Consider the following 26,145-nt stretch of genomic DNA (forward strand, 5'->3'; position numbering starts at 1 on the left):
TTGTTCCGCTGTCCCGTCCGCACCGATGCTGGATCCATCACCACCGGACAGGCGGCACTCGCCTGACGCACACATGGATGGGGAGGGAAAGCGATGGGCGACATGCGGGCCATCGCCGATCGCGTCGAGATAGAGGCGCTGCGAGCCGAGCTAACGGACGCGGTGATGATGCGTGACTTCGACCGCGCCGTCTCGCTGTTCACGCCCGAGGGCGTCATGCGCTGGCCGCACATCGACAAGGAGTTCGTCGGCCGCGAGGAGCTCCGCGCGGGGATCGAGTGGGGCCAGTCGCTCTGGGAGTTCTTCGTGCAGAACGTCCACCCGGGCGTCATCCGGCTGGACGGCGACACCGCGGCCGGACGGGCGCACATCCAGGAGTTCGGACGGATGCGCGACGGCAGCTCGCACCTGAACTACGCCTTGTACCACGACCGTTACGAGCGAACCGCCGACGGCTGGAAGTTCAGCGAACGCGTCTACGAGGTCCGGTACCTGGACTCCACCCCGCTCCAAGGCTCGGCGCCGCAGCGCCTCGACTGATCCGTCCCGCACGCCGCCACGGCGTGCCAAGTCGACATCTTGCATGCGAATCCCTGAAAACGGAGGAAAGAAACCATGGCTGAGAACACCGAAGTCGTCGTGATCGGCGGCGGTTACGCCGGGGTCATGGCGGCCAACCGGCTGACACAGCGCGACGATGTGACCGTGACGCTGATCAACGCCCGCCCGGACTTCGTCGAGCGGATCCGGCTGCACCAACTGGCGGGCGGAACGCACGAGGCCGTCAACGACTACCGGAAGGTCCTGGGCGAGCGCATCCGGCTGGTGGTCGACACTGTGACCCGGATCGACGCGACGGGGCGCCGGGTGGAGCTGGCGAGCGGCGACACGGTCGGCTACGACTACCTGATCTACGCGGTGGGCAGCGGCAGCGCCGACCCGGGCGTGCCCGGAGCTGCCGAGTTCGCCCACCCGATCGCCACGTTCGAGGAAGCACAGCGGCTGCGGTCGGTCCTCGACGCCGCCCCCGCCACGGCCTCTGTGACGGTGGTCGGAGCCGGTCCGACCGGCATCGAGACCGCCGCCGAACTGGCGGAGGCGGGCCGCACCGTGACCCTGGTCTGCGGCGGGCCGCTCGGGCCCTACCTGCACCCGAACGGCCGCCGCTCGGTCGCCAATCGGCTGGCCGGCCTCGGTGTGACCGTGCTGCAGGGCCCCGACACGAAGGTCACGGAGGTGACCGGCGACACCGTGCGGCTCGGCGACGGCCGTGAGCTGCCGAGCGAGGTCACCATCTGGACCGCCGGGTTCGGCGTGCCGGACCTGGCCGCCCGCAGCGGGCTCAGCACCGACGCCCTGGGCCGCCTGCTCACCGACGAGACCCTGACGAGCATCGACGACGAACGGATCGTCGCCGCCGGGGACTCGGCGGCACCGTCGGACATGCCGTTCCGGATGAGCTGCCAAGCCGCGGGCCCGCTGGGCGCACATGCCGCCGACACGGTGCTCAGCCGCATCACGAGCAAGCGGCCCGCACCGATCGACCTGGGGTTCGCCGGCCAGTGCCTCAGCCTGGGGCGCCGCGCGGGCATGTTCCAGTTCGCCCACAAGGACGACACCGCCAAGTGGCTCCATCTCGGCGGCCGAACAGGCGCGAAGGTGAAGGAACTCGTGTGCAAGCTCACCGTCAAGCAACTGGTGAACGAGGCACGCAAGCCCGGCTCCCACACCTGGGCCAAGGGCGAGCAGGGCCGCCGACTGCTGCGGGCCCAGCGCCGCGAGACGGCAGCCACCGCCGAACAGTCTGTCTGAACCGCGCACCGGCAGCCGACGTGGGTCCCGGTACCCGGCTGTGTTCTTTGTGCGGCGCGGCGCAGGTTCAATAGCGACGAAGCTGTTGTAGTAGGCGGGTGTTCATTGCTGAAGAGAGTGACGTCGTAGCCAACTCCGTTGGCTGGTAGGTGTATCGGTACGCCCTGGAGTGTGCCTGGCACTTCGGCGCTCGACTGATATGCGCCGGGGGTCAGCCGGTGAAGGACTCGGGGCCGAAACGGCCCCATGCGACGAAGGCAGCCAGGGCGAGGTAGATCAGGTCGCCGGCGATCGTGGCCTTCTCGCCACGGCGCAGACGCATGGTGAGCGCGCAGGCAAACAGCAGAACAAGTCCGGTGGCGGCCAGCGGCACCAGCACCGGCGCGATGTCGAGCACCGCGGGCAGAATCAGGCCGACCGCAGCCAGCAGCTCGACGGCGCCGATGGCCTTGAGAGCGCCGGGGCTGAACTCCAGGACCCACTGCGCAGAGGAGCCCATCGCGGCCAGCTTCTCCTGCGGCACGAACATCTTGGAGCTGCCCACCAGGCAGACAGTGGCGAGCACTCCAGCGATGATCCACAGTGCGACGTTCATCATCAACTCCCTGATCGAGGACTTCCGCACCCGAGACGAGGCAGCGACTCGGCCTGTGACATGCCCGAACCCAGACAGTGGAGAGATGTGGGTCACACCGTGCCGTGTCACAGGAGTGAGGGCCGCCTCGTCTCAGGGGGTGAAGGCATCGACGAACGTGGAGGAGCACACGATGGACGCGCGATTGAACTACTTCGCCAACCCGACCGCCGGCAAGGCGCTCAAATACTTCATGTCGGTCGGCCGGGAGTTGAAGGAATCGCCGCTGCCGGCCACGACGCAGGAGTTGGTGGCGCTGCGGGTGAGCCAGATCAACGGCTGCGCGGTCTGCATCGACATGCACACCAAGGAAGCCGCCGCGGCCGGCGAGAGCCCGGTGCGGCTGAACCTGATCGCGGCCTGGCGGGAAGCGACGGTCTTCACCGCGGCCGAGCGCGTCGCGCTGGAGCTGGCGGAGCAGGGGACCAGGGTCGCGGACGCGGCCACCGGGGTCAGCGACGAGGTGTGGGCGCGTGCCGCCCAGCACTATGACGAGGAGCAGCTCACGGCTCTCGTGCTGCTGGTCTCGTTCATGAACACGGTGAACCGGCTGAACATCATCACCCAGCAGCCTGCCGGCGACTACCAGGTCGGCCAGTTCCACTGAACCGCCATCGCACCCTGGCCCAGGTCAGGCCCGCCGGGGCCAGGACGCTGTGGTCAAGGCGGGCAGGGCGGTCGCGGCACGAGCGTTGTCTGCTCCGCTCACACGTCGGATGATCTTCGAAATGTGTCTCGTCGGCACGGGTCCGGCCGGGCACTCAGACCGCAAAGGGGGAGTCGGCGTGGGCAAGGTCGAGGAGTTCGAGGAGCTGCGGCCGCTGCTGTTCTCGATCGCGTACCGGATCCTGGGCAGTGTGGGCGAGGCGGAGGACGCGGTGCAGGAGACCTGGCTCCGCTACGACGCCTCGACCACCCGGCCCGTGTCGGCCAAGGCGTTCTTGTCAGCCACGGTGACCCGGATCGCGATCGACGTGCTGCGCTCCGCCCGGGTGCGGCGGGAGGAGTACGTCGGACCGTGGCTCCCCGAGCCGCTGCTGGACGATCCGTACGAGGACCCGGCCCGCGCGGCGGAGCTGGCCGACTCGGTGTCGATGGCGGCGCTGCTGCTCCTGGAGCGGCTCAGTCCGCTGGAGCGGTCGGTGTTCGTGCTGCGGGAGGTCTTCGCCTTCGGTTTCGACGAGATCGCCGCCGCGGTGGGGCGCTCGGAGGCGGCGTGCCGGCAGCTGCTCGTTCGGGCACGCCGTCACATGCACGAGGGACGGCCCCGGTTCGAAGCGGACCGCCAGGATCGGCAGGAGCTGGCGAGGCGGTTCTTCGAGGCACTGACGCAGGGTGACGTGGACGGACTGCAGAGTCTGCTGTCGGCCGATGTCCAGCTCGTCGGGGACGGTGGTGGCAAGGCACCGCAGCTGGCCAGGGCCGTCACCGGCGCCGAGAACGTGGCCAGGCTGCTCGCCGCCGTCTACCCGCTCATGGCCCGGATCGACATCACGTGCGAACCGCACGAGGTCAACGGCCAGCCGGGCGCGCTCTTCCGCGACCGCGACGGCAAGATCCTCCACATCCTCGCCCTCGACACACTCGACGGGCAGATCCAGACGATCCGCGCGGTCATCAACCCCGACAAGCTCGGCCACCTCGGCCCGGTCGCCGACGCCTGGGCCGTGGACCAGGAAGTGAAGCAGGCCCGTAGAACCCAGTGATCTCCCGACCAGCCTGACAGGGCAGAACCGGAGGTTTCAGTGCCGCATGCCGATGGTCCTGGCGCACGGCTCGTCCGTGACGTTCTCCCACGATTTGAACCGCGCTACCAACCGCGCTCATCCACCGCGCAAGATCGATTATCGACACACCCACTGGGGGTTCAGTCATGATCCTGATTACCGGGGCCACCGGCGTCGTCGGCCGGGAAACCGTCCGCCTCCTGGTCGAGGGGGGAGCGAAAGTCGCCGCTGTCACCCGCGACCCGCACGCCGAATTCCCCGCGGGGACACAGCTCGTCCACCCTGCGAAGGTTCCCACCCTCGACGGCGTGGAGGCCATCCTGCTCAGCCCGCGTGCCGCCGGATCCACCGCTGTCGACCTGTTGGCCCGCGCCCGCGAGACGGGCGCGGCAAGGGTGGTCGTGCTGTCCGCCGTGACCGTCCAGTACCCGGCCGGGCACGCACGCTTCCGGCAGCAGTTCCACGCGGTCGAGGACATCGCCCGGGGGAGCGGCCTGGACTGGACGATCCTGCGCTGCGCCGATTTCGCCGCCAACACCCTGGCCTGGGCTGGGCAGATCCAGGCGACCGGGACCGTGCGGGGGGCATACCCGCACGCGAGGACCTCGACCGTCGACGAGCGTGACCTCGCTGCGGTGGCCGCCCTCGCCCTGACCCACCCGCGGCACCACGGTCAGACGTACCTGCTCACCGGGGAACGGTCGCTGAGTCAGCCGGAGAAGGTCGCCGCGCTCGGTGCGGCGCTCGACCGGACGCTGTCCTTCAGCGAGGCCGCACCGGACGAGATCCGCCGCGGCATGCTCGCCGCCGGCCTGCCTGGCGAGGTACCCGACCGGCTGCTCGGCTCGCTGGCCGACTACGCCCGCGAGGCCGGGCCCACCACCGACACCGTGCGGCGGCTGCTGGGCCGCCCGGCACGCACGTACGCCACCTGGGCGCAAGACCACCGTGCCGCCTTCACCGCAGGAGGACCCCGATGAAACTCACGATCGTCGCCGCCACAGGCGGTATCGGACGGCACCTGGTCGAGCAGGCGGTATCCGGCGGGCATGACGTCACGGCCGTGGCCCGCCGCCCACGTGAACTGCCGGGCGGTGTCCGGACGGTCGCCGTCGACCTCACCCGCCCCGACATGCGCACGCTCGCCGCGGCGGTACGGGACGCCGACGCCGTACTGTCCGCGCTCGGCCCGCGAAACCCGCGCGCGGACGCGGGCATCACCTCCCGTGGCACCCGCGCGATCGTCGAGGCGATGCATGCCGAGCACGTCCGGCGGATCATCATCGTCAGCGCCGCACCCGTCGGACCGGTGCCGCTGCCTGGCCGGCCGACGCCGCCCAGGCACGATCCCGGCGACGGCTTCTTCATGCGCCACCTGGGAGTCCCGTTGACCCGTGCGATGTTCGGCCGGCACTACGCCGACCTCGCCGACACCGAGCAGACCCTGCGCGACAGCGGACTGCAATGGACGGTGTCGCGCCCGCCCAAACTCACCGACAAGCCACTGACCGGCACGTACCGGACCGCGTGGAACCGCAACATCCGGGGCGGGTTCTCCGTGCCACGCGCCGACGTCGCCCACCACATGCTCGCCATGGTGAACCAGCCGGACACCATCGAGCAGGTCGTCGGAATCGCGCACTGACCAATACCAGCCACGCGCACGACCCGGGCTGCGGGAGAAAAAGCGGGCGACGACCCGCGACGGTCACCAACAAGGTCAAGAAGACGCCTCGGCCGTCCCGCCCGCCCCTTCGCCGCCCGGGTCACCCATCACGAAAGAACGTGATCATGACGAAGTACGCCCGTTTCGCCAGCCTCGTATGCGCGGGGCTGTTCGCCGGATTCCTCACGGCAGTCCTCGTCCTGGAACTCTCGCTGCGCAGCTTCGACAGCACCGTCTACACCCAGGTCCGGCTGGTCGAACTCGACTCCCTCGACAAACTCGCCGTCGCCACACTCCTGCCGGCGCTGATCGCCACAGCGGTACTGGTCTACCAGACCTACCGAACAGGCACCCGATGGTTGACCGTGGCCGCACTCGCCCTCCTGGTCTTGGTTTTCGGCCTCACGCTCATCGTCAACCTGCCCATCAACTCCGACCAGCTCCACTGGGACGCCCAGTCCCCGCCCTCCAACTGGACCGAGGTACGGGACCGTTGGCAGATCGCCCACGCCGTTCGGACGGTGGTTGCGGTTCTCGCCTTCGCGGCCCTCGCCCTCGCGGCGCCGTTACCTCATACACGTCGTTCAAGCTCGCCGAACACCTCGGCGCGCAGGGATCGGCTGCACGCATGAGGTGAGGGAGTCCAACGTCAGTGTGGGAAGACAGAGTTGGAGTCCCGCACGACCGCACTCCATGTGAAGACCGACGCCTGCTGAAGGACTCGCCGCATCTCGCTCCGTGGCGGCCGACGGTGGGGATCACCCCGCTGCTGAGCGACGCCGAGCTGGTCACGCTCGCGATGATGCAGGCCATGTTCGGTGTCACCTTCCAGGGCCAGGTGGCTCCGCCACGCCCGCTCCCACCTGCGGCATCTCTTTCCGTACCCTCCCAAACAGCGCGGCTGCAACAGGCGGCTGCGCAAGGCCGCCGAGCCGCTGCGTCAAGTCAACCGGCTACTGGCCACAGACACCTCCGTGTGGGGCGACGACGTGTGAATCGTGGATTCCACGCCGGTGGAGTGCGGACGCTCCCTTGAGACCGTGAAACGCCTGGACCGTGCGCTCACCGCTGACCAGTCGGGATATGACATGACGGCAAAGCTGGACTACCGCTGGCACCTGCGCGGTCATGGCGACCCGCGGCATGTTCTCCACCACCGACCTACGGCCACTGCTGGCCGAGCGGGGCATCGACCTGTCGCCCAGTCAGACTTACCGGCCCGTGGTGGAGAGGCCCGAGCGGCTGAGCCTGAAGGCACTCATGGCCCTGCTCGACATCCTCGGCTGCTCGATGGAAGAGCTGATCGAGCCGGTCGCCGTCGCCGCCCACCGCCGCAAGGCGGCCGGCGGCGCCTCCGAGACCCACGGCGGACTCGGCGGCCTCAGGCCGAGGCGGGCCCGCATCGTGAAGGAGCAGGCCCCGCGTGCCCCAGCAGCACGACCAGCCTCCCCGGTTCCTCACCGAGCCGACCGCGTTGATCGCCGAGATCGTCCTGGCTATCGAACCCGAGCTCTCCCCGGCCGTGGTCGCCGAGGCCATCGCCTCGACGGCCAAGATGAAGTCCCGTCACCGCAAGCTCGCCGAAGCCCTCAGCCGGGACGGGACCCCGAACTGCTCACGTCCGGCCGCCCCGAGGGACCCGTCACCATGCAGAAACTCGTACGGGCCCTGCAGACAGTCAGTGCCACACGTGTCGTGCTGCCCCGATGCGCCCACTGCGGCAAACAGCACCGCCTGCCCAACCTCGACGGCGACCAGCGGATCTGCGCCTACTGCCAAATGAAACAGTCTGCGGCTGCGAACCCGTGCGTCATCTGCGGCCGGACCGCGCACGTCGCCAGCCACACCCGGCGCTCCCTCGTTTCCTGACCTCCCGGATCGGACCGGTCCTCCGGTCAGCCGCATGATCGGCCGGACAGGCCCTAGCTGATCCGGCACAGCCGGTGTCAGGACCAGGCGATTTCGCCATGGCGGGAGACGAAGCGTCCGCTGCCGGCGCCGGGCGCCTCGGTGGCGAGGTGGACGATCGCGTCCGTGCCTTCGGTGACGGTTTGGGGGCCGCCGTGACCGTTGAGGTCGGTCGCGGTGTAGCCGGGGTCGGCGGCGTTGACGCGGATGCCCTTGAGTCCCTTGGCGTACTGCGTGGTCAACATCGTCAGCGCTGCCTTGGAGGAGGTGTACAGCGGCGCGACGACGTGCGACTCGGGTCGGCCGGGGTCGTGGGTGAGGGCGAGGGAGCCCATGCCGCTGCTGACGTTGACGATCACAGGGTCGTCCGAGCGGCGCAGCAGCGGCAAGAATGCAGTGGTGGTGCGGACGACGCCGATGACGTTGACGTCGAGGACGTCGCGGGCGTCGGCGGCGGTGAGGTCGCTGGGATCGCCGACGGGGCCGTGGACACCGGCGTTGTTGATCAGGACGTCGATGCTGCCCTCGTGTTCGGCGACGTTCGCGGCCGCGGCGGCCACGGACGCGTCGTCGGTCACGTCGATGGGGACGTAGCGTGCGCCGAGCGCAGCGGCGGCCTCCTCGCCCTGCTCGCGGTTGCGCGCTCCGACGAGCACGGTGTGGCCACACTCGATCAGGCGACGGGCGGTCTCGCGGCCGAGCCCCTTGTTGGCTCCAGTGATGAAGGTAATCGTCATGCGCTCGATACTGATCCCGACGAGGGAGGCGGACCAGGGACGCTTCGACGGTAGGAAGACCAGTACCACCCTCGCGCCCACATGCACGACCGGGGATGCAGGAGGATGGAGGTCATGTCGGCGATACCCGGAACCGGACTGGGCGTGATGATCCGCACGTGGCGGGAGCGGCTGCCCCCGTCGGCCGCCGGGCTGCCGGTGGCCCGCGGGCGCAGGGTGGCCGGGCTGCGCCGCGAGGAACTGGCTGACCTGGCCGGGATATCGGTCGACTACGTCGTGCGCCTGGAACAGGGGCGGGCCACCACACCCTCAGCGTCGGTGGTGGCGTCCCTGGCCCGCGCCCTGCAGCTGTCCACCGTCGAGCGGGACCACCTTTACCGACTGGCCCAGCTCGTACCGCCGGTGGACGGCACGATCACTGACCATCTCCCGCCCGGCGTGCAACGAGTGCTCGCCCGCCTCGGGGACGTGGCGGTTGCTGTGTTTGCGGCGGACTGGCAACTGGTGTGGTGGAACCGTGGATGGGCCGCCCTGCTGGGCGACCCATCCGCCTCGCCGCCACGGCTGCGCAACTTCGCCCGCGACAGGTTCCCTGTGGACGCCGGGCCCGCCCGCCTCGCGCTGTGGCCAGTGGCCGAGACGGACCCCGATGCCACAGATGCCGCCGTCGTCTCCGACCTGCGCCGCGCCACCGGCCGCTTCCCCCAGGACAGCCGCCTGGCCGCGCTGATCCGCGATCTGAACGCGGACAACAGGAGTTTCGCCGAGCTGTGGACGACCGGAGAAGTGGCCGCGCACCGTGAGGACCACAAGACCATCGACCACCCGTCGGTGGGCCCGGTCACGGTGGACTGCGACGTCCTGACCGACGGCGACTCCGAGCTCAAGATCGTCATCATGACCGCCGTACCCGGCAGCGAGGACGAGACCAAGCTTCGGCTCACCGCCATCGCCGGCCCACCGGCCGCCACACGCAACTGATCCGAACCTACGTGTCGATCGACCGGCCGCATGTGCGTGGCGAGCGCCGAATCACGACACCGACCTCTGCAAAGAGAGGAACACCGTCGAGCGCCTGATCAACAAGCTCAATGCCTGGCTGGCATCGCTGTGTTCCTCGATGATCTGGATCGAAGACCTCACACCGGACCACCGACGATCACAACTCGATACGCGCCCTAGGCACAATGCCGTTGTTTTAGTCGCGGGCGTACGCTGCTTCGTAGTGCTTCCCGGGGGTGGTGCGGGTGTCTGCGGATGTCGGCGAGTTATCGGGGTTGGGGCTGCTGACCTGGGTGTATCGGCCTGGGTTGGTGGATCGTGTGGTGGCTGCTTGTGGTCGTGGCGAGCAGCGTAGACGTCTGCTGCCGGCCCGGCTGGTGGTGTATTTCGTTCTCGCCCTTGCCCTGTTCTCGCCGGCGCCGTATCTGGAGGTGATGCGGCATCTGATCGGGGGTTTGCGGGGCCAGGGGCTGCTGGGCGAGTGGCACATCCCTGCGAAGTCGTCGCTGTTCCGGGCCCGCCAGCGGCTGGGATCGGAGCCGCTGCGGGTGCTGTTTGCCACGACCGCGAAGCCGATGGGCACCGAGGCCACGCCGGGTTGCTTCTGGCACGGGCTGCGGCTGCTGGCAGTGGACGGCACCTGCTGGGACGTGGCCGACAGTGTGGCGAATGAGGCCGCCTTCGGCCGTCCCGGGAACAGCCGCGGCCACGACAAGTCCTCCTTTCCTCAGGTGCGGATGGCCTGTCTGATCGAGGTGGGCACCCACCTGGTCCTGGATGCGGAGCTGGCCGGCTGCCGCACCGGTGAAGTCACCTTGTGCCTGCTCGACCTGCCGTTTTCCGATCACCGGTCCGCACCGGCGGCCGATCGCCGCGGTGGCGGCGTCGAACGAGCCGCGGGTTGCCTCGATCGCGGCCAGCCGCATGAGTTGGTGGCTGTGCCGCAGCCGGGGCAGCGACAACGCCACATCGGCGGGGTGAAGGTTGCCCGCACCGGGTGCCCGCCACGCGCACCGGCGGACGATGACCGTGCCGAACAGCGTGGCCAGCAGCCGCCGGTGTCCGTACTCGATGCGTGTGCGCACCACACCGTCCGGGCTCCTCGGCGGGTGAGGGCGGGTTCGGGCGGCGTCCTCCTCCCGCCGGGCCCGCAGTTCCAGGTGGTCCGACAGGAGTTGCCGCAGGATCTCGCGGCCCCGCAGGTCAAGGAGTTCTTCCAGCTCGTCGTGGTGCAGGCCGGCACCCGCCGGGCCGGTGAGGTCGGCAACGAGCGTGGTGAACAGATGAGTTGAACGGTCAAAGGGGTCAGCTGTCGAGGGTGTGTCGTACCGTTCCACGGGGCTCTTCTCTCCGGGGACGATTGGTTGGCACCTTCGAATCTAGGGAGGAGAGCCCTGTTCCCGTTACTGTCTTGACGATTGTGCTCCGTCCTGCCGGTCGGCCGTCGTGAAGCGGCCCGGCCCGTCCTCGGCCAGCCAGCCGCGGTCCACGAGCCGTTTCAACTTCGCACGCAGCCCCTCGACCTTCGACTTGTCGGTGCTCAACCCGGCCGCGGCAGCCACCTGCCCGGCCCGCAGCGGATGCCCGGCATCGACCAGGACCTCGACAAGGTCCTGATACGTCTTCGGCAGCACCGCCACCGCGATACCCGGGCGCCACGGTGGCACCGTCAGCACCCCGACCGGCGCGGCGGGAGCGGACTCCACAGCCACCGGCCCCGCGACCTTGACCCTCACCGGGACCGTGGCCGCACCGGCCTCCACGCGATCCCCGCCCGCCTCGCCGAGGATCTCCGCGACCGTCTCCCGGGTGATCTCCAACCGGGCCAGACGCTCCTCGGCCTCCGCCAGACGCTCGTTCAACGCGTCGATCTCACGCCGGAGCCCGTCCGCCTCCTCGCGCGCGGCCGCTTCTCGGCGATGCAGCTCTTCGATCAGCGAACTCATCCGACAGCCACCTCGCTCCCACCCGAAACGGTAGAAGCCACCGAGCCATCACGGCAGAGCAACCCACAACTACGCAGGTCAACAAGTCACTTCAGGAGAGCCACACGATTGTCGACTGGCGGTTCCGTGCCGGAGGGGCCCGTTCCGGGGTGCTGCACGAGGCGGTCACGTCCACGCACGAGGAGCATGCGGGGATGGCCGGGGCGCGGCTGGCCTGCGTGAACGTTCCGTTCAAGTGAGCTGAAGAAGTAGCGTTTTACTTTGCCGTTTCTTTACAACCCGTTGGTTGCTGGCGCGTCTCTCTAGCCGACCGAGTCACCCCCATCGTGAGGACCTTGAGATGACACGTTCGATGAGTCGAGGCGTGGTACGCGGGGCCGGTGTAGCGGCCGTGGCATTGCTGACCACGGTCGCGACCGCTCTTCCCGCGCATGCCCTCAACAGGACGGACTGCGGACACAGTACCGACTTCTTCGAAGTTCACAGTGCGCAGGCTCCGGGCGGAGTGATCTGCTTCGCGAACGCCGGTGAAATGAACGTGGCCATCTACCAGGTGTCCCATATCTCCACCGGCAACAACGTCGTGAGATTCCGCTACAAGGCCCGTCCGGACACTCCGGTGAAGGAAGTGGGCGTCGGTAGGTGGAGTAGTTACTCTCCGCACCACTACGACCCGGATGTCGACTACATTAACGTGGACAAAGTCGAGTGGATCAAGATCCACTGAGAGTGAAGCCGTTGCTATGAAGTCACGCCCCACGGTGCACCGTGGGGCGTGGGTAGTCCTTGAGTTTCTTGGTCTTGAGGGTGATGTTGACAGGGGCAGGGAGCTCGACAGTCGTGCCCCAGGGGTAGGAGGGGGGCCTGCTGGTAGCGGCCGTCCTTCGGCTCACTGAAGACGGCCAGGGCGAATACGCCGTCAGAGCCTGATCACCACCTCACTCGAAACGAGCCGCACCCATGGTGGACTGCCGTCTATTTGGTTGCAGATGGGTCCCGCGGCACGGCAGTGTGCGCGCAAGCTTGGTTCCGCAGCTCAGGAGGCACTTGTGGTGGCCGTTTCGGCTCGTCGTGTCGCACTTCTCGGGGGAGGCTTCTCAACAGATGAGGACGGGCTGCTCGACGACTGGCTGCTTAACCAGGTAAGGAGCCCTCGACCCAAAGTGTGCTTCGTTCCAACTGCCAGTGGCGACGCGCCTGCATACATTGATCAGTTCTTGAGCGCGTTCAAGTCACGCAACTGTGAGCCGTCTGTCTTGTCGTTGTTCCGGCGAGAGCTGGACGAGGAGGCTCTGCGGACGTTCCTGCTCAGCCAGGAGGTCGTGTACGTCGGCGGCGGCAATACTGCGAACCTGCTGGCGGTCTGGCGTGCACATGGAGTCGACCGGCTACTGCTCGAGGCTTGCAGCCGCGGGACGCTGCTGTGCGGAATCAGTGCTGGCGCCAACTGCTGGGCGGAGGGCTCGCATACGGACTCTTTCGGTCCGCTGACGTTTCTGCAGGACGGACTGGGCCTCCTGCCGGGTTCGGTGTGTCCACACTACGACAGTGAACCAGGGCGTCGCACCTCCTTCCGCGAGACTGTAGCCAACGGCATGCTGTCCGCTGGCTGGGCGCTTGAGGACGGAGTGGGGGCCCTCTTCACGGACGGACGTCTTGAGGAAGCCGTCACCCGGACTCCGGAGGCCCGCTTGTACTGGGTGCAGGCAGATGAAGTTCACGAGGTGACCGAGGAAGCGCTGCCATGCCGGTTGCTTCACGGAGCGACGTGATGCGCAGTTCACCTTCTTTGGGCTGGCTGTCGGGTGGCGAGGTAGTCGGACCAGTTGTCGCCCGCGAGCCTGGCCCAGCGGGCAGCAGTGACGGGGCTGATGCCGACGAGATCTGAGATAACGATGGGTGGAAGGTCGGTGAGCGCTTCCATCATGGCGGATTTGCGCGCTGCCCGGGCCGGCAGGCTGTGGCGCTTCATCGTGTCTCCGAGGCCCACAGGATTGCGGGGCCGACCAGGGATCTGCCCGGGGAGGAGGAACCTCTCCGTGTCCTGACGCGAGCGCAAGACGGTGCGCCCAGCCTCTACCGAGACCAGGGCCCGCCATCCGTCCCATTTCAGTTATGCGCTGTCGGGCTGTCCAAAGATCGATAGCGGAGGCCATGAAAACTATTAGCTATCGCTTGACCCGGCCGCGGATAGCAAGAGCGGCGAGACCGACCAGCACCGGTTCGGTGAGTCGAGAGCCCATTTCGATGTAAGTGCCAGCCGTAGTCAGCTCCTGGCCTGAAGAGCGAAATATGACCGAATTCAGAACTGTTCGCAGAGACTTCTCCCACCGATCCGAGGTGAGCCGCTCGGTTAGTGGGACTTCAGGGTTGACCGGGGCAGGAATGTCGGTGGAAAGAGTGATTCTCTGTCCCTCCAATCGCCCTGTCGTGGCAGGCTTCGGGTCGTGTATGGGTAAACCCCACAACATAATCAGCAAGACAGTTGCCGCCATAGCGCCCATCAGCCACAAAATAGCTCGAGAAGCGCGTAGGCCATAACCGGAGACGGCCCAGTACACCGTGATTAGCGCCCGCTCCGCGCGCGGACGTGCTTTGTCATGACGACGCATCTCCATCTCGCCGTAATAGAAATCGGCTGCGTCCGGCTCGTTCTTACCATCTTCGAGTGCCTTGCGAAGTTGTCGATAGACAGAGGCAAGGGCGGCAGGTCGGGGCGCGCTCGCGCTAGCCACTCCAAGTGGGCCATATCCCCCTGCCCCCCATGCGTCACGAGCTCTTTCGTTCGTCGCAACTTCGGCGCGCCACCGTCGTTCCTCGGCGATGGCGTGACGCCGCGTCCAGTGGACGGGCAACAAACCACGCCGGTAAAGGCCACGCGGAGTGGACGCAAACGTGAAGTCACCAGACAACTGGAGCTGATCCAGATTGGCCGCACCTATGAATCGACTCTCATGAATACCGACGTTGATCAAAGCTAACTGAGCAGCGTCGAAGCCGCGGATCAGGCCCAATTTAACGCTTTCATCCTCGCCTGCTAGTCCTTCCTCGTTGAGCTGTAGCAGTCCGACTTCAAAAGGAGAAGATCGGGAAATGATGATCAATGGATATTCCGTGACTGCATCCTCCAGGTCTACGAGCGCATAGCGCAGCCGAAGGGTGGTTGTTGCGGACCACCGGGTCCGAGAACACTGAACGCCATACGCTGCGGCCTCTATGACGACAGGGCTACTGAAGACCGCGCCGGATAGGTGAAGGACACGGTCGCAGACCAACGGCCCCAACTTCTCAGCCGTTTCGAAAAATACCCCTCTAAAGGAGGCGCTGGCGGAGAAGATCGCCCCTTCTAGCAGAACCGAGCCGCTAAAAGATGTTCCATCGAAATTGCAGCCACGAGAGAACCTGGATTTGCTGAAATCGGCGTCACCAGTGAACGTTGCCGCTTCAAACAGGGCCGGGCCGGTGAACTTGGCCTCCGTGAAGTGCGCAGTACCGAGTCTGGGATATCCAGTGTCCGGATCCCGCAGAGCGTCTAGCAGCGCACTGAGCATCGCATCCGTCAATGTGGTGCCCCTCAGGTCGACGTCGTCACCTGGGGCCAAGCCGGAGATATAAGTGTCCTGGTCCACTGTCTCAAGGTGGGCTAGGCATCGCCCGTGTGGTTCCACAACGCGACCTCGACAGCCGACACGATTCATGCGCTGGTCGGAGTCCACGCCGCAGTGCGGCCATTGAGGAGGGAAACGTTGCTCGTCGGATAGCAGTGGGGGCGGGTCGGGCAGTGTCATGCTTGGACGACGCCTCGACGAGGCCGTCGGTTCCGAGGGCGAGTATGCGGCGCGTGCCTCGCTCAAGGCGTGCCCAGTAACTCAGTTGCGCACTGGGCGTGCTGGCCCAGGTCTGGACAACGGACATTACAGAACCCTGCCCATAACTTCGGCTCGCCCGCCCACCCCGGCAGCAGCACCGGATCGGGGACAGAGGCAGCGAGCATCGGTTCCGGCAGCGTCCACGTCACACCTCCATGCCTTCCACCCAGACCGCCCGTCCGCAATCCGAGAGCACCTGGTGCAGGCGCGACCACAAGCCCGACCATGGGCTGGGCGTCGCCGACCATGGCCCCGACCACGGCAGGTCAGCGCACGGGGACACGTGCTCGGTCCGGCTACGAGAGCAGCTCCTGGCGCACGTCCAGATAGCAGCGCAGCCTGACGCCGGGCTCACCCGCTACCCGGGTCGTACGGTCCGCTGTCGCGGTCGCCCACCGCGTCGCCAGTAGCTCCTGGACGGCATGGTGCACGACACGAGGGACCCTGAGCAGGTCTGGGGAAATCTGGCGGCGCTGTCCGCCGCTCTTGGTATAGCGCTGGCTCTGTCCAGAGCGTAGGGCTGCAGGCCGAGGCCGACGAATGGGTCCGGCGGTCCGGCGGCTCGTCTGAAAATCAGGCGGGTCGAGGGCGAACTCGTAGACCACTTCCCAGGTGCGGTCGGGGATGACGATGTCGGCGGTCTCGACCGCGCGGCCGTCTCCGTCGTGGTACGTGCGCTCGATGGCCAGGACCAGGTCGCCGAGGGCGATACCGAGCAGGGCGGCCTGTTCTTGGGTGGTGCGGGCCGGCCGCGGGATCTCCGACCAGGTTGCGATGTCGACGCCGATGGAGAGCATCCGCTCGACCACGCCCTTGCCGCGGAGCGGGCCTATCTCGGGCAGCAGGGTCGGTGTACCGCCGGTGATGGCCAAGGGCTCCCAACTGACGGAGAGCTGGGCGGGTTTGCCGTCGGCGAGGAACTTGTAGGTGGTGCGCACCGTGGGGTCGCCGGGCTCGATGCTTAGGCGCCGGGCGATGTTCTCCGGGGCGGGAGTGCGAGCCTCGGAGGACGCCTCCCAGGTGCCGCTGCGGCCGCTCTCGTGCATGTCGGCCTGGAATGGGCTGCCGCCGCGGCGTTCACGGTGCCGGGAACGGATCATCCGGCGCCGCTCGCGCGGCTGGGACACGTAGGTGCCGGACCCCGCGCGGCCTTCGAGGAGTCCCTCGACGATCAGTCTCTTCTGCGCCTTCTGCATCACGTTGGTGCCCACGCCGTAGTGCTGGGCCAGTTGTGCGAGGTCTGCGTACGTCGCGTTCGACGGCTGCCGATCCACCCGGGTCCCCGAGACCGGCGACAACGTGGCCTGGCTGGGCCGGTACAAGGTCGCCGCCATCGTGCCCGCTCCGGACACGCCCCGTGGTCCCGGGCAACTCCGGCGCGCTGGCAGGTTCTCCAGCGCGGGCATCTGCCTCACCAAGATCCCCCCCACCGCAGGCCCCACGATACCCTGCACGCAGAACGCTTCATACGCTCAGTCCGCGAGGAGCGCACCGACCGGCTGCTCATGCTCGACTGCGGTCACGCCGAGAAGGTCCTCCGCGACTACCCACGCAACTTCACCGCCAACCACGTAGGCGCGCTGGGCTCGTGTGTGACCAGGCGCACGTAGCCGTGTCGGCGCAACGACCGTTCCTCGGCACGACCGGCCTTGGGGGAGTGCAGTGAAAGGGATCTTCGAGTTACTCAGAAATCAGGTCGAAACCAACGCACGCAGCGCTGTTGATCGCTACGTCCGGGAACTCTCCGAATACCACAGGGTGAAGGACGACAGGCGCCTGTACGGGGCGGTGATGGATTTCGCCGTGTTCATACGGCGCCGCAGCGTCGATCTCGCTGAGGCCGGGCAGCCGCTTTTGGCCGACGACCTGGCTGCCATCACCGCTGCGGGACGGCAGCGTGGCACCGCGGGGTTCACGGCGGCGTCGCAGAGCAATGCCCTGACGATGCACACCAGTCTCATGCTGCGCGAGATCACCGAGGTGCCGGGTGCGGGCGACATGGACGGCCTGCTAAGCATGGTCGGTTGGTTGTCCTCCCAGGCTGGTGCGGCCCGCAGTGCCTACGTCCTGGGCTACCAGGAGGAACGGGCCCGCCTGCTGTCGGTCGCCGACGTCCTTCAGTCGCTCGCGCGCAAACTGCTGGCCGACGAGCCCGCCGCGTCCGGGCTCGCCCGGAGCCTGGGAGTGACCCAGTCCGACGACTACGCGGTCACGGTGGTGAGAATCGAGTCGCCGCTACCTCCCCGGCCGAAGCCGAACCCGGGAGCCCTGATCGAGCCCCTGTTGCGACGCCACCGGGTACCGGTTCTGTGGCGGCAGCCGGACGAGTTCGCCGCCCTCGTCCCGGCGAGCGGCACCGATCAGGACCGAGCGGCTGAGCGCGCGCTGCCCCTCGTGCGGGACCTGGCGGCGATCACTGAGCGGCCCTGTGCGGCCGGGACGGTTCCGGGACGCGTCGGGGACCTGGCCGCCGCCGCCGCACTTGCCCGGCGGATCAGCCAGGTGGCGCCCGCGGAACACGAGCCGGATCACGTGTACACGATGGCCGACGTCTTCGTCGAACTGGGGCTGGCGCAACTGCCGCCTGTTGACACTTGGCTGTATGGACTGACCCGGACACTGCTGGGCGGTCCCGACCTGGTCACGACACTGGATGCCTTCTACCGCGCGGACATGAGCAGGCTGCGCACCGCCGCAGCGCTCCACATCCATCCCCGCACGCTGGACTACCGCCTTCAACGGGTGCGGTCTCTGACGGGGGTGGACCCCGCGACGGTGCGCGGGATACGCATGCTGAGCGCCGCCGTCGCGCGCATACGTGCCGGCGCTTGGGACCTCGCCCGGCCGCAGCCGGACAACCCCTGACTCACGCATGCCGAGGGGAGGTCGAGGCAGAGCCTCCTGAGACGCGAGCGGTTGATATGGAGGTCTTGATCGATCGGGCTGACACCTACGGGATGCTGATTGCCCTGCTCAACGAGCGCGCGGCGCCTCCTACCGTGTGGGATCCGCGAGCGGAAGCATCCTGCCTTTCTCGTTCGACGAGCGGAGTCGCCGAACCCCGTGTCGAGTCGGCGTCACTGGACTGACGGAGTTAGTGCCAGGGCCACGCCAAGCCCGACGAGTACAGTGCCGATCACCTTGTTGAGAACGGCCTGGCGGCGCAGCAGCCGAGTGCGCAAGCTCCGGTTGGAGAAGAAGAGGGCGGCGAGAGCGAACCAGGCCAAGTGAGTGAACGACATGAACAGGCCGTAACCGATCTGCTGGACGACCGGGGTATCGGCACGGACCACCTGGGTGTAGGTGCTGAGGACGAAAAGCATCGTCTTTGGGTTGAGCGCGTTCGTCAGGAACCCGGTGCGCAGCGCTCCTGCCTTCGACAGGCCGTTGCCCTCCGACAGATCGATCTGCACCCGGGCCTTGGCGATGAACGTTTTGTAGCCGATGAATACGAGGTAAGCGGCGCCGACCAGCTTCATTGCTGTAAAGAGCGACGGGGTCCGGGTGACCAGCAGCCCCACGCCCAACATCGTATAGGTGACATGGACAAGTACGCCGAGCGAAATGCCGACCGCCGCGAGTGTTCCTGCGGTCCGGCCGTACAAATAGCTGTTGCGTACCGTCATCGCGAAATCTGCTCCAGGGCTTACGACCGCCAGAACGGTAATAATAGCGACGGCGATTACCTGACCCATTGTTTCCTTTTCTCGCTTCAGCGATATGGTCCGTGTGGGGGCGCCGACGTGAGCGCCCCCACACGGACCATCACGGCTTGTGGCGGTAGGTGATCACCAGTACATCACGCGACGCCGGCTGCCCGGAGTGCAGTTGCCCGATGGGGGAGACCCCGTGGTAGACCCGCTCGTCGTTGACGAGTGCGAGATCCAGCGGATCGGTCATGGTGAACTTCTCGACCTCCTCCTTCTCCAGATTGAAGACGGTGCTCTCTCCGCCGACGGCGTTGGAGCGGCCCATCATGGCCATGAGGACGAAGGTGACACCGTCGCGGTGGACGCCTTCGGGCGTGGGCTTGCCCACTTCCTCGCCGTTGACCTCTATGCGGAACTGGTGGGCCTCGATGTGCCAGCCGGAGTAGGGAGCCAGCCGGCCGAAGATGTCGCAGCCGAGTGTGATCAGGCTCTTCATGCTGTCGCCGCTCAGGACGTGGTCCTCGAACGGTTCATAGTGCCGCGCAACCCCACCGTTGAGGCTGTTGTAATCCAGTCCCTGGTAGTGCGGCTGGTGGGCCTCGACGCAGTAATCGTTGCTTGCGCGGGGCGTGCTCAGGGTGGCGTGCCGTCGGCGCCGGTAGCGGCCGCCGTCGGCCATGTAACGATCAAGCGGCATCCTGTCCCAGCTGCTCCGGAAGGTGTCCAGATCCTTGAGCGCGTTTTCGTCGCGTCGACGGAGAAGCTCTCTCACCTTTTCACCGGATGCCTGGACATAGCTTTTCGCAGAAAGAGACTCGCATATTTCCTCGATACCGGAGTCGTACTGTGAAATCATTCGCCCCCCTTGTTGGGTTGAAGGCTGCCGTGATGGAGCCTGTATCCGGATGTGCGTCATGTCTGTGGCGTCGGAGGTGTATTCGGAACGTTCTGCGTGTGTGGGACCTGGTGGTGTGATGCCCCATGGGTTCTGCGCTGGCTGTACAAGCGCGGACTGCTGCACGACATTAATCATCTGCGGCGAGGCGTGGGAGTTCGGGGGAAATTGCCTACACCACCATTGTTTGCCACTTGCCTTGTTGGATCCTGCAGGTGCAATGGGAGGGCGGGCCCGCCGGTTGGTGGCAGTCACTGTTCCAGGGCGAGGCGGGAGGCGTCATCGTGACCTCTCAGGAAACGGTCGGCGGTCGGCGGCGGGGGTTTCACCCGGTGTCACGAAGACGCGGCCACGGCCTTCGCTGACGCGTTCGGCCAGCTTGAAACTGCGCTGGGATTCGAGGTTCGGAGAATACGGACACCGGAGCTGAGGCGACGCTGCCCGACCTCACCGACACGTCGGGCGTGGTGGACCTGCTGCTAGGGTGACCAGCACGAGCGCTCGGTTCCTCGTCAAGGTCAATGGCGGGCGAGCAGTTGCAGCAGGCCGGTGACAGCCACTCCCGCGACGATCTGGCGGTCGTCGATCATCTGCTGGACGCCGTCGAGCGGGAACCACCCGATGCGGTCGGCCTCGTGAGTGTCGGTCGGCTCAGCGATCCGTACGGCGTCGCGGGCGAGGAAGACGGTGTGCTCGGCGTTGCACATGCCTCCGATGAGCTGGTTGTACGCCAGCGGACGCAAGGCAGCCGCCTTGACCTGGTATCCGGTCTCCTCCAGCACCTCGCGGGCGGCGGCGGTGAGGCTCTCGCCGTCCTCGACAATGCCGGACGGGATCTCCCAGTTCCACGTGTCGGTGGCGAAGCGATGGCGCCACATGAGCAGTACCTCGTCGCGGTCGTTGAGAACGACAGCGGCGGCCACGGGCGCCAGCTTGATCAAGTGGTGCTCATAGCGGTTGCGGCCGGGCGGTTCGACGTCGACCAGATCGAGTTCTACCTATGGGCCAATGCCGGGAAGTTAACGATCAAGGCTGTGTCGTCAAGGGGGCGCGTCACTGAGCTTCTTCGAGTTGGCTACCGATCGGGTGATGGGCCGTGAAGCGCAACGAGCGAGGCCCCCGGGCTGTTGATCGAGATGTCTGACGTCTCAACCACGCTGCTCGGGGGCCTCGTTGGTCATCCATCCTGCCGCACTCGACCTGCCGCATGCGCTCGTGGAGTGAGTCTCAATGATGGTGTCAAGCCGATTGAGTGGCTGGTGGGGTAGGCGTGAAGTGCCTCTTGTCACGGAGCATGGCCCAGAGGACGTCGACACGGCGGCGTGCGAGGGCGAGCAGTGCCTGGGTATGGATCAGTCCCTCGGCGCGTTTCTTGAGGTAGTAGTCCCGGGACGGGCCGGGGCGCATCATGGCGGTTTGGGCGGCCGTGTAGAAGACGTGTCGCAGGCGGCGGTGGTAGCGCTTGGGCCGGTGGTGGTTGCCGGTTCGGCGGCCGGAGTCGCGCGGTACCGGGGCCAGTCCCGCGTGGGCGGCCAGGCGGCCGGTGTCTGCGTAGCTGGACAGATCTCCGACAATGGCGAGAAGCTCGGCCCCGAGGACGGGCCCCATACCCGGCAGGGACTCGATGACTTCGGCGCGCTCGTCGAGGCGGAACGCCTCGCGGATCTCCCGGTCGGTGTCTTTGATCCATTCGTCGAGCATGAGGAGCTGGTGGGCGAGGTCGCACACGAGTCTGGCGGCTCGCTTTTCGCCCGGCAGAGCTGTCACCTGGGATCGGGCAGCTTCGAGCGCACGGGCGGCGACCTCATCTGCACTGCGGACCGCACGTCGTGCCAGCCGGTCCGCGAGCTGCTTGACGCCGGCGCGCTGCAAGGCGGCCGGGGTCTGGTATTCGGTCAGCAGGACGACCGGTCCCTTGGCCGCTGAGTAGTCGAAGGCCCGCTCCAGAGCGGGGCAGATGCCGACCAGGGCATCGCGCAGGCGGTTGATCAGTCGCACCCGGTCGGCGATCAGATCGGCTCGATGCGCGGTGAGCAACTGCAGATCAGCCACGGTCTCGTTCGGCAAGTTCAGGGGTGTGAAGTCCCGGCGCATACGCGCGGTGTCGGCGATGACCAGGGCGTCCTTGGCGTCAGTCTTCCCTTCGCCGCGGTAGGCGCCGGACATTCGGTTGACCGTTCGTCCAGGCACATACACCACGCTCTGACCGTTGGCGATTAACAGTGCAAGCAGCAGCGTCGAGGCCCGGCCGGAGATGTCGACCGCCCATCGAACCTCGTCAGCCATCTCGCACGCTGCGACGATCAGGTCCAGGATCTCGTCCTCACCGTTGACGACCTTCCTCGAGAGCACCCTTTCTCCGGTGGCGTTGACTCCGACAGCCCAGTGATGCGCCTTACCAGCGTCGATGCCGACCCAGACCTGCTCATGACGTTCCGTCACCGTCGTCGCTCCGTTCCCCAGCAAGCAGCACCTTCAGCGTCCGGGGACACTCCACCGCCAAGCCCTTAACCAGCGATGACCGCAGTTCTCAATCAGCGGCCGGAGCCTCCCAGAGAACTGGGCAGCCACTCACTCGGAGCCACAAACGGCAGGTCACCATCAGCTACACCCAGCCCTCCCGGACCACCACCATTCTTAAGGGGTCACGATGCTCATGGTCACCCGCGAGGGTGACCGCCGCTGCAAGCTCCCGCCGCACCTGCGTGCGCTCGTCGGTCTGGTGTACCTGCGCAGACACGACACCCTCGCGCAGATCGCCGTCGGCTTCGGTATCTCGGTGGGCACCGCCCACGCATACGCGGCAGCCGTCGTTGACCTGCTCGCCGACCGAGCGCCTGGCCTGCTGCGTGCTCTGCGCGAAGCCGACCCGGACTACGTCCTGCTCGACGGCACCCTGGCGGAGTGTGACCGGGTGGGCGACAGCCGGGCCGACTACTCGCACAAGCACCGCCGGCACGGCGTGAACGTCCAGGTGGTGACCGACCCATGCGGCCAGCTGCTGTGGCTCTCGCCCGCACTGCCCGGCCGTGCCCACGACCTCACCGCAGCCCGCACCCACCGGATCATCCGGATCTGCGATCGGCAAGGTGTACCCGTCCTCGCCGACCGCGCCTACATGGGAGCCGGCCCGTGGGTGACGACGCCCTTCAGACGCCCGCCGGGCCGCGACCTCACGCCAACACAGCAAACCGTCAACCGGGCGCTGTCCGCAGCCCGGGCACCGGTCGAGCGCGGCGTCGCACGGCTCAAGTCCTGGCGCATCTTCCGCAGGTCCCGGTGCAGCCCGAATCGAAGGTCGTCAATCGCCAAAGCCGTCCTCACCCTGGAGCGGCAACGCTGAAAGAGCTCACTGCGTGGGGAGGGCTCGCCGAGCAGGCCGGATGCAGATCTCGATCAACTCGCGTTCAGCACCACCAGCTTGGAAAGGGATCAGTGTTTTCTCTGCAACGTAGCTGAGATTGCCCGCCTCCTTGAGCCTGCGTTTGTCCAATTGTGAACTCGCCGCACATCCCTACCGTTTGCCACTCCATTAAACTTCAGCATCCTTGAAGTCGCCCCATATCGAGATGGAATTAAATCTTGGATTGTTGCGCGTACGGGTCTAGTACTCCAGCCGTAGATCGTGATCTTGTCAGTGGGGGCGCCGCTGATATGGCGCGGCCACCATTGACCATCTCGACGAGACCGGCCGCGCCATCGGCGGCGTCCATCCCTCTCTGCCTACTTGAGTCCACCGAGACGAAGGGCATCCTCGATCTCGCTGAGCTTCGCGGACGGCAGGACGCCCGCCTGCCCGGTCAGGTCTTCCCTGGCCAGGGTGACCAGCCAAGTGCAAGGGATGAGGTCGGGACGTGGAAGTGCGACTCTCAGGACGCCTTCGAGAGGCAGTCCTTCGGGGGCACCTACTGCCACCTCAACGGCCACGCCGCTGAGATCGGTGCCCGCGGGAGCGACGACCTGCATCGCCAAGAAACCGGACGCCTCTTCTCCGGACAGTAGTACGACTGCCCGCTGCTCGTTGAAATCTGCCCACCAGACTTCGCCACGTCGCATATGTCCTCCTGATACGGGACGGTGCGCCTGCGTCGCCCCTTCGACCGCCGCCTACTCCAGGCACAGATCGTAATGTTGGCTGGTCAGGGCCGACGATAAGACGGCTGCGGCCACCGTTGATCATCGTGAGTTGTGTGGACTGACGAAGAGACGGTGGCCGCAGGTCACAGCATAGAACCCGCCCGTTGGCGGGACGCGTTCGAGGGTCTGATGGGCCGGATCGCGGGGCGCTTCGCGCGGGTCGAACCCCGGCGCAGGGCGGCGCGGTTGGTGCTCGGTCTATTGGCCGACCTGCCACGCAAGAACTGCTGGACAATCGCGGAGTGGGCCGGCGAGACCACTCCGGACGGTATGCAGCACCTGTTGGGCCGGGCCAAGTGGGATGCCGATGCGGTACGCGATGACGTACGGGAGTACGTGGTGGAGCATCTGCACGACGACCGGGCGGTACTGGTGGTCGACGAGACCGGGGACGTGAAGAAGGGCACCAGCACGGTCGGGGTGCAGCGCCAGTACACCGGCACCGCTGGGAGCTGTATTTGAATAACTGTCAGTGATGGGCTTCCGTGGGAGTCGCTCGGGCGTGTAGCTGGTCCATTGTGCGGGCGGCCGATCCGGGTAGAGGCGTGACGAGGATCCGGTGCAGGTCCAGGAGCCGGTGTCCGTCCTGGTACTGGATGGATAGATTGGTGCGGTTGACGCCCAGTAATTGGGCCAGGAACGTAATGGTCACCGCTCTGCGGCGGCGCAAGATGGCTGCCAGGAGCCGGTGGAGGTGGTCCACGCTGCTGGTCTGCGGGTGGATGTAGCTTCGAGGGCGGTGGAAGCGGCGCTGGAATGCCGCCTCAGCCATGGCGTCCCAGTAGGGTTCCGAGACCGCCACCAAATGCTCGAAGGCGGTCCGTGACATGCCGGTCAGGGCCGGATCGGTGAGCATCTTGGTCAGGTCCGGGTCGATCCGGCGAGTGTTTGCCGGCGTGTCTGGCGTTCGAGGTGGGAGGGGAGCCAGTGTGTAGTTCCAGTCCCCGTGGAAGACGTTCGGTGTGATCGGCAGGGCGTGGAACTCGGCGGGCGTGACGCTGATGCCCAGGTCGTAGCTCCCAGTGTCGAGCTCGGCCCCAATGGCCAGGCCCGTCTTGGTGGTTGTGGCGGCGATGGTCTCGATGACGACCTGGTAGCTGGTCAGCGGCCGCCCTCGCCAGTTCGCGGTGATATGGCAGAACATCCGATGCTCGATCTTGTTCCACTTCGAAGTTCCGGGCGGTAGGTGGCAGACCGATATCTCCAGCCCGCTTTCCCGTGCGAAGACGGCCAGGTTGTTCTTCCAGGTCCAGCGGCGGGGGTCGTTGGAGCCGCCGGAGTCGGCCGTGATCAGGAGCCGGGTGGCATGCGGGTGGTCCGCCTGTCCGCGGTGCTGCCACCAGCGGCGGATGGACTCCACCGCGAACTCGGCGGTGTCGTGGTCGGTACCGACGTTGACCCATCCGGTGTTGTTGGCGATGTCGTAGATCCCGTAGGGGATCGCCATCGGCTGGTCGTTGGTGGTGAATGTATGGCAGTCCACCTTGATCGCGTCTTTGCCCGGCCTCCAGGTGCGGCCGGGCCGGTCACGGTTCCCGAGCCATTCTTTGGCCTTGGTGTCGACGCTGATCACCGGCTGGGTGTCGTTGAGGAAGGCGGTGGCGGTGGCATTGAGGTGGGCGAACTGGGCATCGCGGTCCGGGTGGCTGATGCCTTCCGTCGTCTTCGCGGTTCCCTGCAGGCTGTAGCCCAGGCTGTGCAGGAGGTGTCCGACGGTTGAAGCGCTGACCGGATGGCCCTGTGCGGTGAGGGTCGTGGCCAGGGCTCGCAGCGACAAGGTGGTCCAGCGTAAAGGGGAGACGGGGTCGCCTCGGGTGTGCGGTTCGATCAGCGACTCCAGCGTGGGCAGCAGACCGGCATCGGTATCTGTCAGCCGCTTGCGGCCGGCACCTGGAGCCCGGATCCGCAGGGTCGGCACGCAGCAGCCGGCCAACTCGGCGATACCACGCGCGATAGTGCCAGTACTGGTGCCGGAGGCGGTGGCGACCCGGGCGATCCCGCCGTGGCCGATGGAGGTGGCCTCGCTGGCCAGGTACAGCCGACGGCGGCGCTCGTCGAAGTGCGGCAGGATCTGATCGAACTTGGCCCGTAGGGCACGGGCGGCGACGCGGTCTGACGGACACGGGGCCATATCCCAGACTCCCACCAACGCTCCTCTACCG

Annotated in this window: 25 protein-coding genes and 4 pseudogenes; 16 read left to right on the forward strand and 13 right to left on the reverse strand. The window is 66.9% G+C overall.

The window, feature by feature from the left end:
• Positions 1-93: 93 nt before the first annotated feature.
• Together OG252_RS51350 and OG252_RS51355 are read left to right on the forward strand one after the other, a co-directional pair.
• Positions 94-540: a nuclear transport factor 2 family protein gene (locus OG252_RS51350; protein WP_329344985.1), complete on the forward strand. Its 447-nt coding sequence runs from the start codon at positions 94-96 to the stop codon at positions 538-540.
• A 75-nt stretch (positions 541-615) separates the two neighbouring features.
• Complete coding sequence (locus tag OG252_RS51355; protein WP_329344986.1) at positions 616-1,812, forward strand: NAD(P)/FAD-dependent oxidoreductase; 1,197 nt, start codon at positions 616-618, stop codon at positions 1,810-1,812.
• A 211-nt stretch (positions 1,813-2,023) separates the two neighbouring features.
• Here OG252_RS51355 and OG252_RS51360 read toward each other — a convergent pair whose 3' ends face one another.
• On the reverse strand, positions 2,024-2,407 hold the full coding sequence (locus tag OG252_RS51360; RefSeq protein ID WP_329344987.1) for a DoxX family protein: 384 nt from the start codon (positions 2,405-2,407) through the stop codon (positions 2,024-2,026).
• Positions 2,408-2,579: 172 nt separating this feature from the next.
• On the opposite strand from OG252_RS51360, the gene OG252_RS51365 reads away from it, so the two are divergent.
• The 7 genes and pseudogenes from OG252_RS51365 (at position 2,580) to OG252_RS52580 (ending at position 7,708) form a co-directional block, all read left to right on the forward strand.
• Positions 2,580-3,053 carry a carboxymuconolactone decarboxylase family protein gene (locus OG252_RS51365; protein ID WP_329344988.1) on the forward strand — a complete coding sequence of 158 codons (474 nt, stop codon included), beginning with the start codon at positions 2,580-2,582 and terminating at the stop codon, positions 3,051-3,053.
• A 178-nt stretch (positions 3,054-3,231) separates the two neighbouring features.
• Positions 3,232-4,152 carry an RNA polymerase sigma-70 factor gene (locus OG252_RS51370; RefSeq protein WP_329344989.1) on the forward strand — a complete coding sequence of 307 codons (921 nt, stop codon included), beginning with the start codon at positions 3,232-3,234 and terminating at the stop codon, positions 4,150-4,152.
• Between the two features lie 167 nt (positions 4,153-4,319).
• On the forward strand, positions 4,320-5,153 hold the full coding sequence (locus OG252_RS51375) for an NAD(P)H-binding protein (RefSeq protein ID WP_329344990.1): 834 nt from the start codon (positions 4,320-4,322) through the stop codon (positions 5,151-5,153).
• Entirely contained in the window at positions 5,150-5,818 is a 669-nt protein-coding gene (locus tag OG252_RS51380) for an NAD(P)-dependent oxidoreductase (RefSeq protein ID WP_266447474.1), read from the forward strand. Before OG252_RS51375 ends, OG252_RS51380 begins: the two co-directional genes overlap by 4 nt.
• Positions 5,819-5,964: 146 nt before the next feature.
• Entirely contained in the window at positions 5,965-6,471 is a 507-nt protein-coding gene (locus OG252_RS51385; protein WP_329344991.1) for an anthrone oxygenase family protein, read from the forward strand.
• A gap of 36 nt (positions 6,472-6,507) precedes the next feature.
• Positions 6,508-6,969, forward strand: a pseudogene (locus tag OG252_RS52575) (IS982 family transposase); the annotation flags it as partial.
• Positions 6,970-6,982: 13 nt separating this feature from the next.
• On the forward strand, positions 6,983-7,708 hold the full coding sequence (locus OG252_RS52580) for a helix-turn-helix domain-containing protein (protein ID WP_443068520.1): 726 nt from the start codon (positions 6,983-6,985) through the stop codon (positions 7,706-7,708).
• A 77-nt stretch (positions 7,709-7,785) separates the two neighbouring features.
• Here OG252_RS52580 and OG252_RS51395 read toward each other — a convergent pair whose 3' ends face one another.
• Positions 7,786-8,484, reverse strand: a complete 699-nt coding sequence (locus OG252_RS51395; RefSeq protein WP_266447484.1) for an SDR family NAD(P)-dependent oxidoreductase — start codon at positions 8,482-8,484, stop codon at positions 7,786-7,788.
• Between the two features lie 114 nt (positions 8,485-8,598).
• On the opposite strand from OG252_RS51395, the gene OG252_RS51400 reads away from it, so the two are divergent.
• On the forward strand, positions 8,599-9,465 hold the full coding sequence (locus OG252_RS51400; protein WP_411152316.1) for a helix-turn-helix transcriptional regulator: 867 nt from the start codon (positions 8,599-8,601) through the stop codon (positions 9,463-9,465).
• A gap of 266 nt (positions 9,466-9,731) precedes the next feature.
• Entirely contained in the window at positions 9,732-10,778 is a 1,047-nt protein-coding gene (locus OG252_RS51405) for a transposase domain-containing protein (RefSeq protein ID WP_266447489.1), read from the forward strand.
• A 111-nt stretch (positions 10,779-10,889) separates the two neighbouring features.
• Here the strand turns inward: OG252_RS51405 and OG252_RS51410 are convergent, their stop codons facing one another.
• On the reverse strand, positions 10,890-11,432 hold the full coding sequence (locus tag OG252_RS51410; protein ID WP_266447491.1) for a hypothetical protein: 543 nt from the start codon (positions 11,430-11,432) through the stop codon (positions 10,890-10,892).
• A 391-nt stretch (positions 11,433-11,823) separates the two neighbouring features.
• Here OG252_RS51410 and OG252_RS51420 point away from each other — a divergent pair, with 391 nt between their 5' ends.
• Positions 11,824-12,159 (forward strand): beta/gamma crystallin domain-containing protein, encoded by a 336-nt coding sequence (locus OG252_RS51420; protein WP_266447494.1) that lies wholly within the window; start codon positions 11,824-11,826, stop codon positions 12,157-12,159.
• Between the two features lie 322 nt (positions 12,160-12,481).
• Positions 12,482-13,204 carry a peptidase E gene (locus OG252_RS51425; protein ID WP_329344992.1) on the forward strand — a complete coding sequence of 241 codons (723 nt, stop codon included), beginning with the start codon at positions 12,482-12,484 and terminating at the stop codon, positions 13,202-13,204.
• Positions 13,205-13,212: 8 nt separating this feature from the next.
• Here OG252_RS51425 and OG252_RS51430 read toward each other — a convergent pair whose 3' ends face one another.
• From OG252_RS51430 to OG252_RS51445, 4 genes and pseudogenes are all read right to left on the reverse strand, one after another.
• Positions 13,213-13,404, reverse strand: coding sequence for a hypothetical protein (locus OG252_RS51430; RefSeq protein ID WP_266447500.1), 192 nt, complete (start codon positions 13,402-13,404; stop codon positions 13,213-13,215).
• A gap of 196 nt (positions 13,405-13,600) precedes the next feature.
• Positions 13,601-15,061, reverse strand: a complete 1,461-nt coding sequence (locus tag OG252_RS51435) for a pentapeptide repeat-containing protein (RefSeq protein WP_329344993.1) — start codon at positions 15,059-15,061, stop codon at positions 13,601-13,603.
• A gap of 536 nt (positions 15,062-15,597) precedes the next feature.
• Positions 15,598-15,732, reverse strand: a complete 135-nt coding sequence (locus OG252_RS51440; protein WP_266449035.1) for a DUF6207 family protein — start codon at positions 15,730-15,732, stop codon at positions 15,598-15,600.
• A 141-nt stretch (positions 15,733-15,873) separates the two neighbouring features.
• Positions 15,874-16,635: pseudogene (locus tag OG252_RS51445) on the reverse strand (GntR family transcriptional regulator); the annotation flags it as partial.
• Positions 16,636-16,963: 328 nt separating this feature from the next.
• Between OG252_RS51445 and OG252_RS51450 the strand changes: the two are divergent.
• The gene (locus OG252_RS51450) at positions 16,964-18,166 is read left to right on the forward strand and encodes a PucR family transcriptional regulator (RefSeq protein ID WP_329344994.1); all 1,203 of its coding nucleotides are present in this window, start codon (positions 16,964-16,966) and stop codon (positions 18,164-18,166) included.
• Positions 18,167-18,378: 212 nt separating this feature from the next.
• On the opposite strand, the gene OG252_RS51455 is transcribed toward OG252_RS51450, so the two are convergent.
• The 4 genes from OG252_RS51455 to OG252_RS51470 all read right to left on the reverse strand — a co-directional run bounded on the left by OG252_RS51455 (position 18,379) and on the right by OG252_RS51470 (position 22,288).
• Positions 18,379-18,996 (reverse strand): LysE family translocator, encoded by a 618-nt coding sequence (locus tag OG252_RS51455; RefSeq protein ID WP_266447506.1) that lies wholly within the window; start codon positions 18,994-18,996, stop codon positions 18,379-18,381.
• Between the two features lie 70 nt (positions 18,997-19,066).
• Positions 19,067-19,807 carry a 2OG-Fe dioxygenase family protein gene (locus OG252_RS51460; protein WP_266447508.1) on the reverse strand — a complete coding sequence of 247 codons (741 nt, stop codon included), beginning with the start codon at positions 19,805-19,807 and terminating at the stop codon, positions 19,067-19,069.
• A gap of 557 nt (positions 19,808-20,364) precedes the next feature.
• Positions 20,365-20,769, reverse strand: a complete 405-nt coding sequence (locus tag OG252_RS51465; RefSeq protein ID WP_329344995.1) for an NUDIX hydrolase — start codon at positions 20,767-20,769, stop codon at positions 20,365-20,367.
• 316 nt (positions 20,770-21,085) lie between these two features.
• The gene (locus OG252_RS51470; RefSeq protein ID WP_329344996.1) at positions 21,086-22,288 is read right to left on the reverse strand and encodes an IS110 family transposase; all 1,203 of its coding nucleotides are present in this window, start codon (positions 22,286-22,288) and stop codon (positions 21,086-21,088) included.
• 208 nt (positions 22,289-22,496) lie between these two features.
• Between OG252_RS51470 and OG252_RS51475 the strand changes: the two genes are divergently transcribed.
• Positions 22,497-23,189 carry a transposase family protein gene (locus OG252_RS51475; protein WP_329344997.1) on the forward strand — a complete coding sequence of 231 codons (693 nt, stop codon included), beginning with the start codon at positions 22,497-22,499 and terminating at the stop codon, positions 23,187-23,189.
• Positions 23,190-23,569: 380 nt separating this feature from the next.
• On the opposite strand, the gene OG252_RS51480 is transcribed toward OG252_RS51475, so the two are convergent.
• Positions 23,570-23,902: a type II toxin-antitoxin system PemK/MazF family toxin gene (locus tag OG252_RS51480; RefSeq protein WP_144314455.1), complete on the reverse strand. Its 333-nt coding sequence runs from the start codon at positions 23,900-23,902 to the stop codon at positions 23,570-23,572.
• Positions 23,903-24,112: 210 nt separating this feature from the next.
• Between OG252_RS51480 and OG252_RS51485 the strand changes: the two are divergent.
• Positions 24,113-24,433, forward strand: a pseudogene (locus OG252_RS51485) (transposase); the annotation flags it as partial.
• A 2-nt stretch (positions 24,434-24,435) separates the two neighbouring features.
• Here OG252_RS51485 and OG252_RS51490 read toward each other — a convergent pair.
• Positions 24,436-26,114: pseudogene (locus OG252_RS51490) on the reverse strand (ISAzo13 family transposase); the annotation flags it as partial.
• Positions 26,115-26,145 lie beyond the last annotated feature (31 nt).

It is taken from the genome of Streptomyces sp. NBC_01352 (assembly GCF_036237295.1).
GTDB classification, from domain to species: Bacteria; Actinomycetota; Actinomycetes; order Streptomycetales; family Streptomycetaceae; genus Streptomyces; species Streptomyces plumbiresistens.

Coding starts and splice junctions, on each gene's coding strand:
- OG252_RS51430 (WP_266447500.1), bottom strand. CDS start 13,404: ATGAAGCGCCACAGCCTGCCGGCCCGGGCAGCGCGCAAATCCGCCATG.
- OG252_RS51475 (WP_329344997.1), top strand. CDS start 22,497: ATGCTCATGGTCACCCGCGAGGGTGACCGCCGCTGCAAGCTCCCGCCG.
- OG252_RS51380 (WP_266447474.1), top strand. CDS start 5,150: ATGAAACTCACGATCGTCGCCGCCACAGGCGGTATCGGACGGCACCTG.
- OG252_RS51400 (WP_411152316.1), top strand. CDS start 8,599: ATGTCGGCGATACCCGGAACCGGACTGGGCGTGATGATCCGCACGTGG.
- OG252_RS51385 (WP_329344991.1), top strand. CDS start 5,965: ATGACGAAGTACGCCCGTTTCGCCAGCCTCGTATGCGCGGGGCTGTTC.
- OG252_RS51395 (WP_266447484.1), bottom strand. CDS start 8,484: ATGACGATTACCTTCATCACTGGAGCCAACAAGGGGCTCGGCCGCGAG.
- OG252_RS51460 (WP_266447508.1), bottom strand. CDS start 19,807: ATGATTTCACAGTACGACTCCGGTATCGAGGAAATATGCGAGTCTCTT.
- OG252_RS51355 (WP_329344986.1), top strand. CDS start 616: ATGGCTGAGAACACCGAAGTCGTCGTGATCGGCGGCGGTTACGCCGGG.
- OG252_RS51455 (WP_266447506.1), bottom strand. CDS start 18,996: ATGGGTCAGGTAATCGCCGTCGCTATTATTACCGTTCTGGCGGTCGTA.
- OG252_RS51365 (WP_329344988.1), top strand. CDS start 2,580: ATGGACGCGCGATTGAACTACTTCGCCAACCCGACCGCCGGCAAGGCG.
- OG252_RS52580 (WP_443068520.1), top strand. CDS start 6,983: ATGTTCTCCACCACCGACCTACGGCCACTGCTGGCCGAGCGGGGCATC.
- OG252_RS51360 (WP_329344987.1), bottom strand. CDS start 2,407: ATGAACGTCGCACTGTGGATCATCGCTGGAGTGCTCGCCACTGTCTGC.
- OG252_RS51350 (WP_329344985.1), top strand. CDS start 94: ATGGGCGACATGCGGGCCATCGCCGATCGCGTCGAGATAGAGGCGCTG.
- OG252_RS51410 (WP_266447491.1), bottom strand. CDS start 11,432: ATGAGTTCGCTGATCGAAGAGCTGCATCGCCGAGAAGCGGCCGCGCGC.
- OG252_RS51375 (WP_329344990.1), top strand. CDS start 4,320: ATGATCCTGATTACCGGGGCCACCGGCGTCGTCGGCCGGGAAACCGTC.
- OG252_RS51480 (WP_144314455.1), bottom strand. CDS start 23,902: ATGCGACGTGGCGAAGTCTGGTGGGCAGATTTCAACGAGCAGCGGGCA.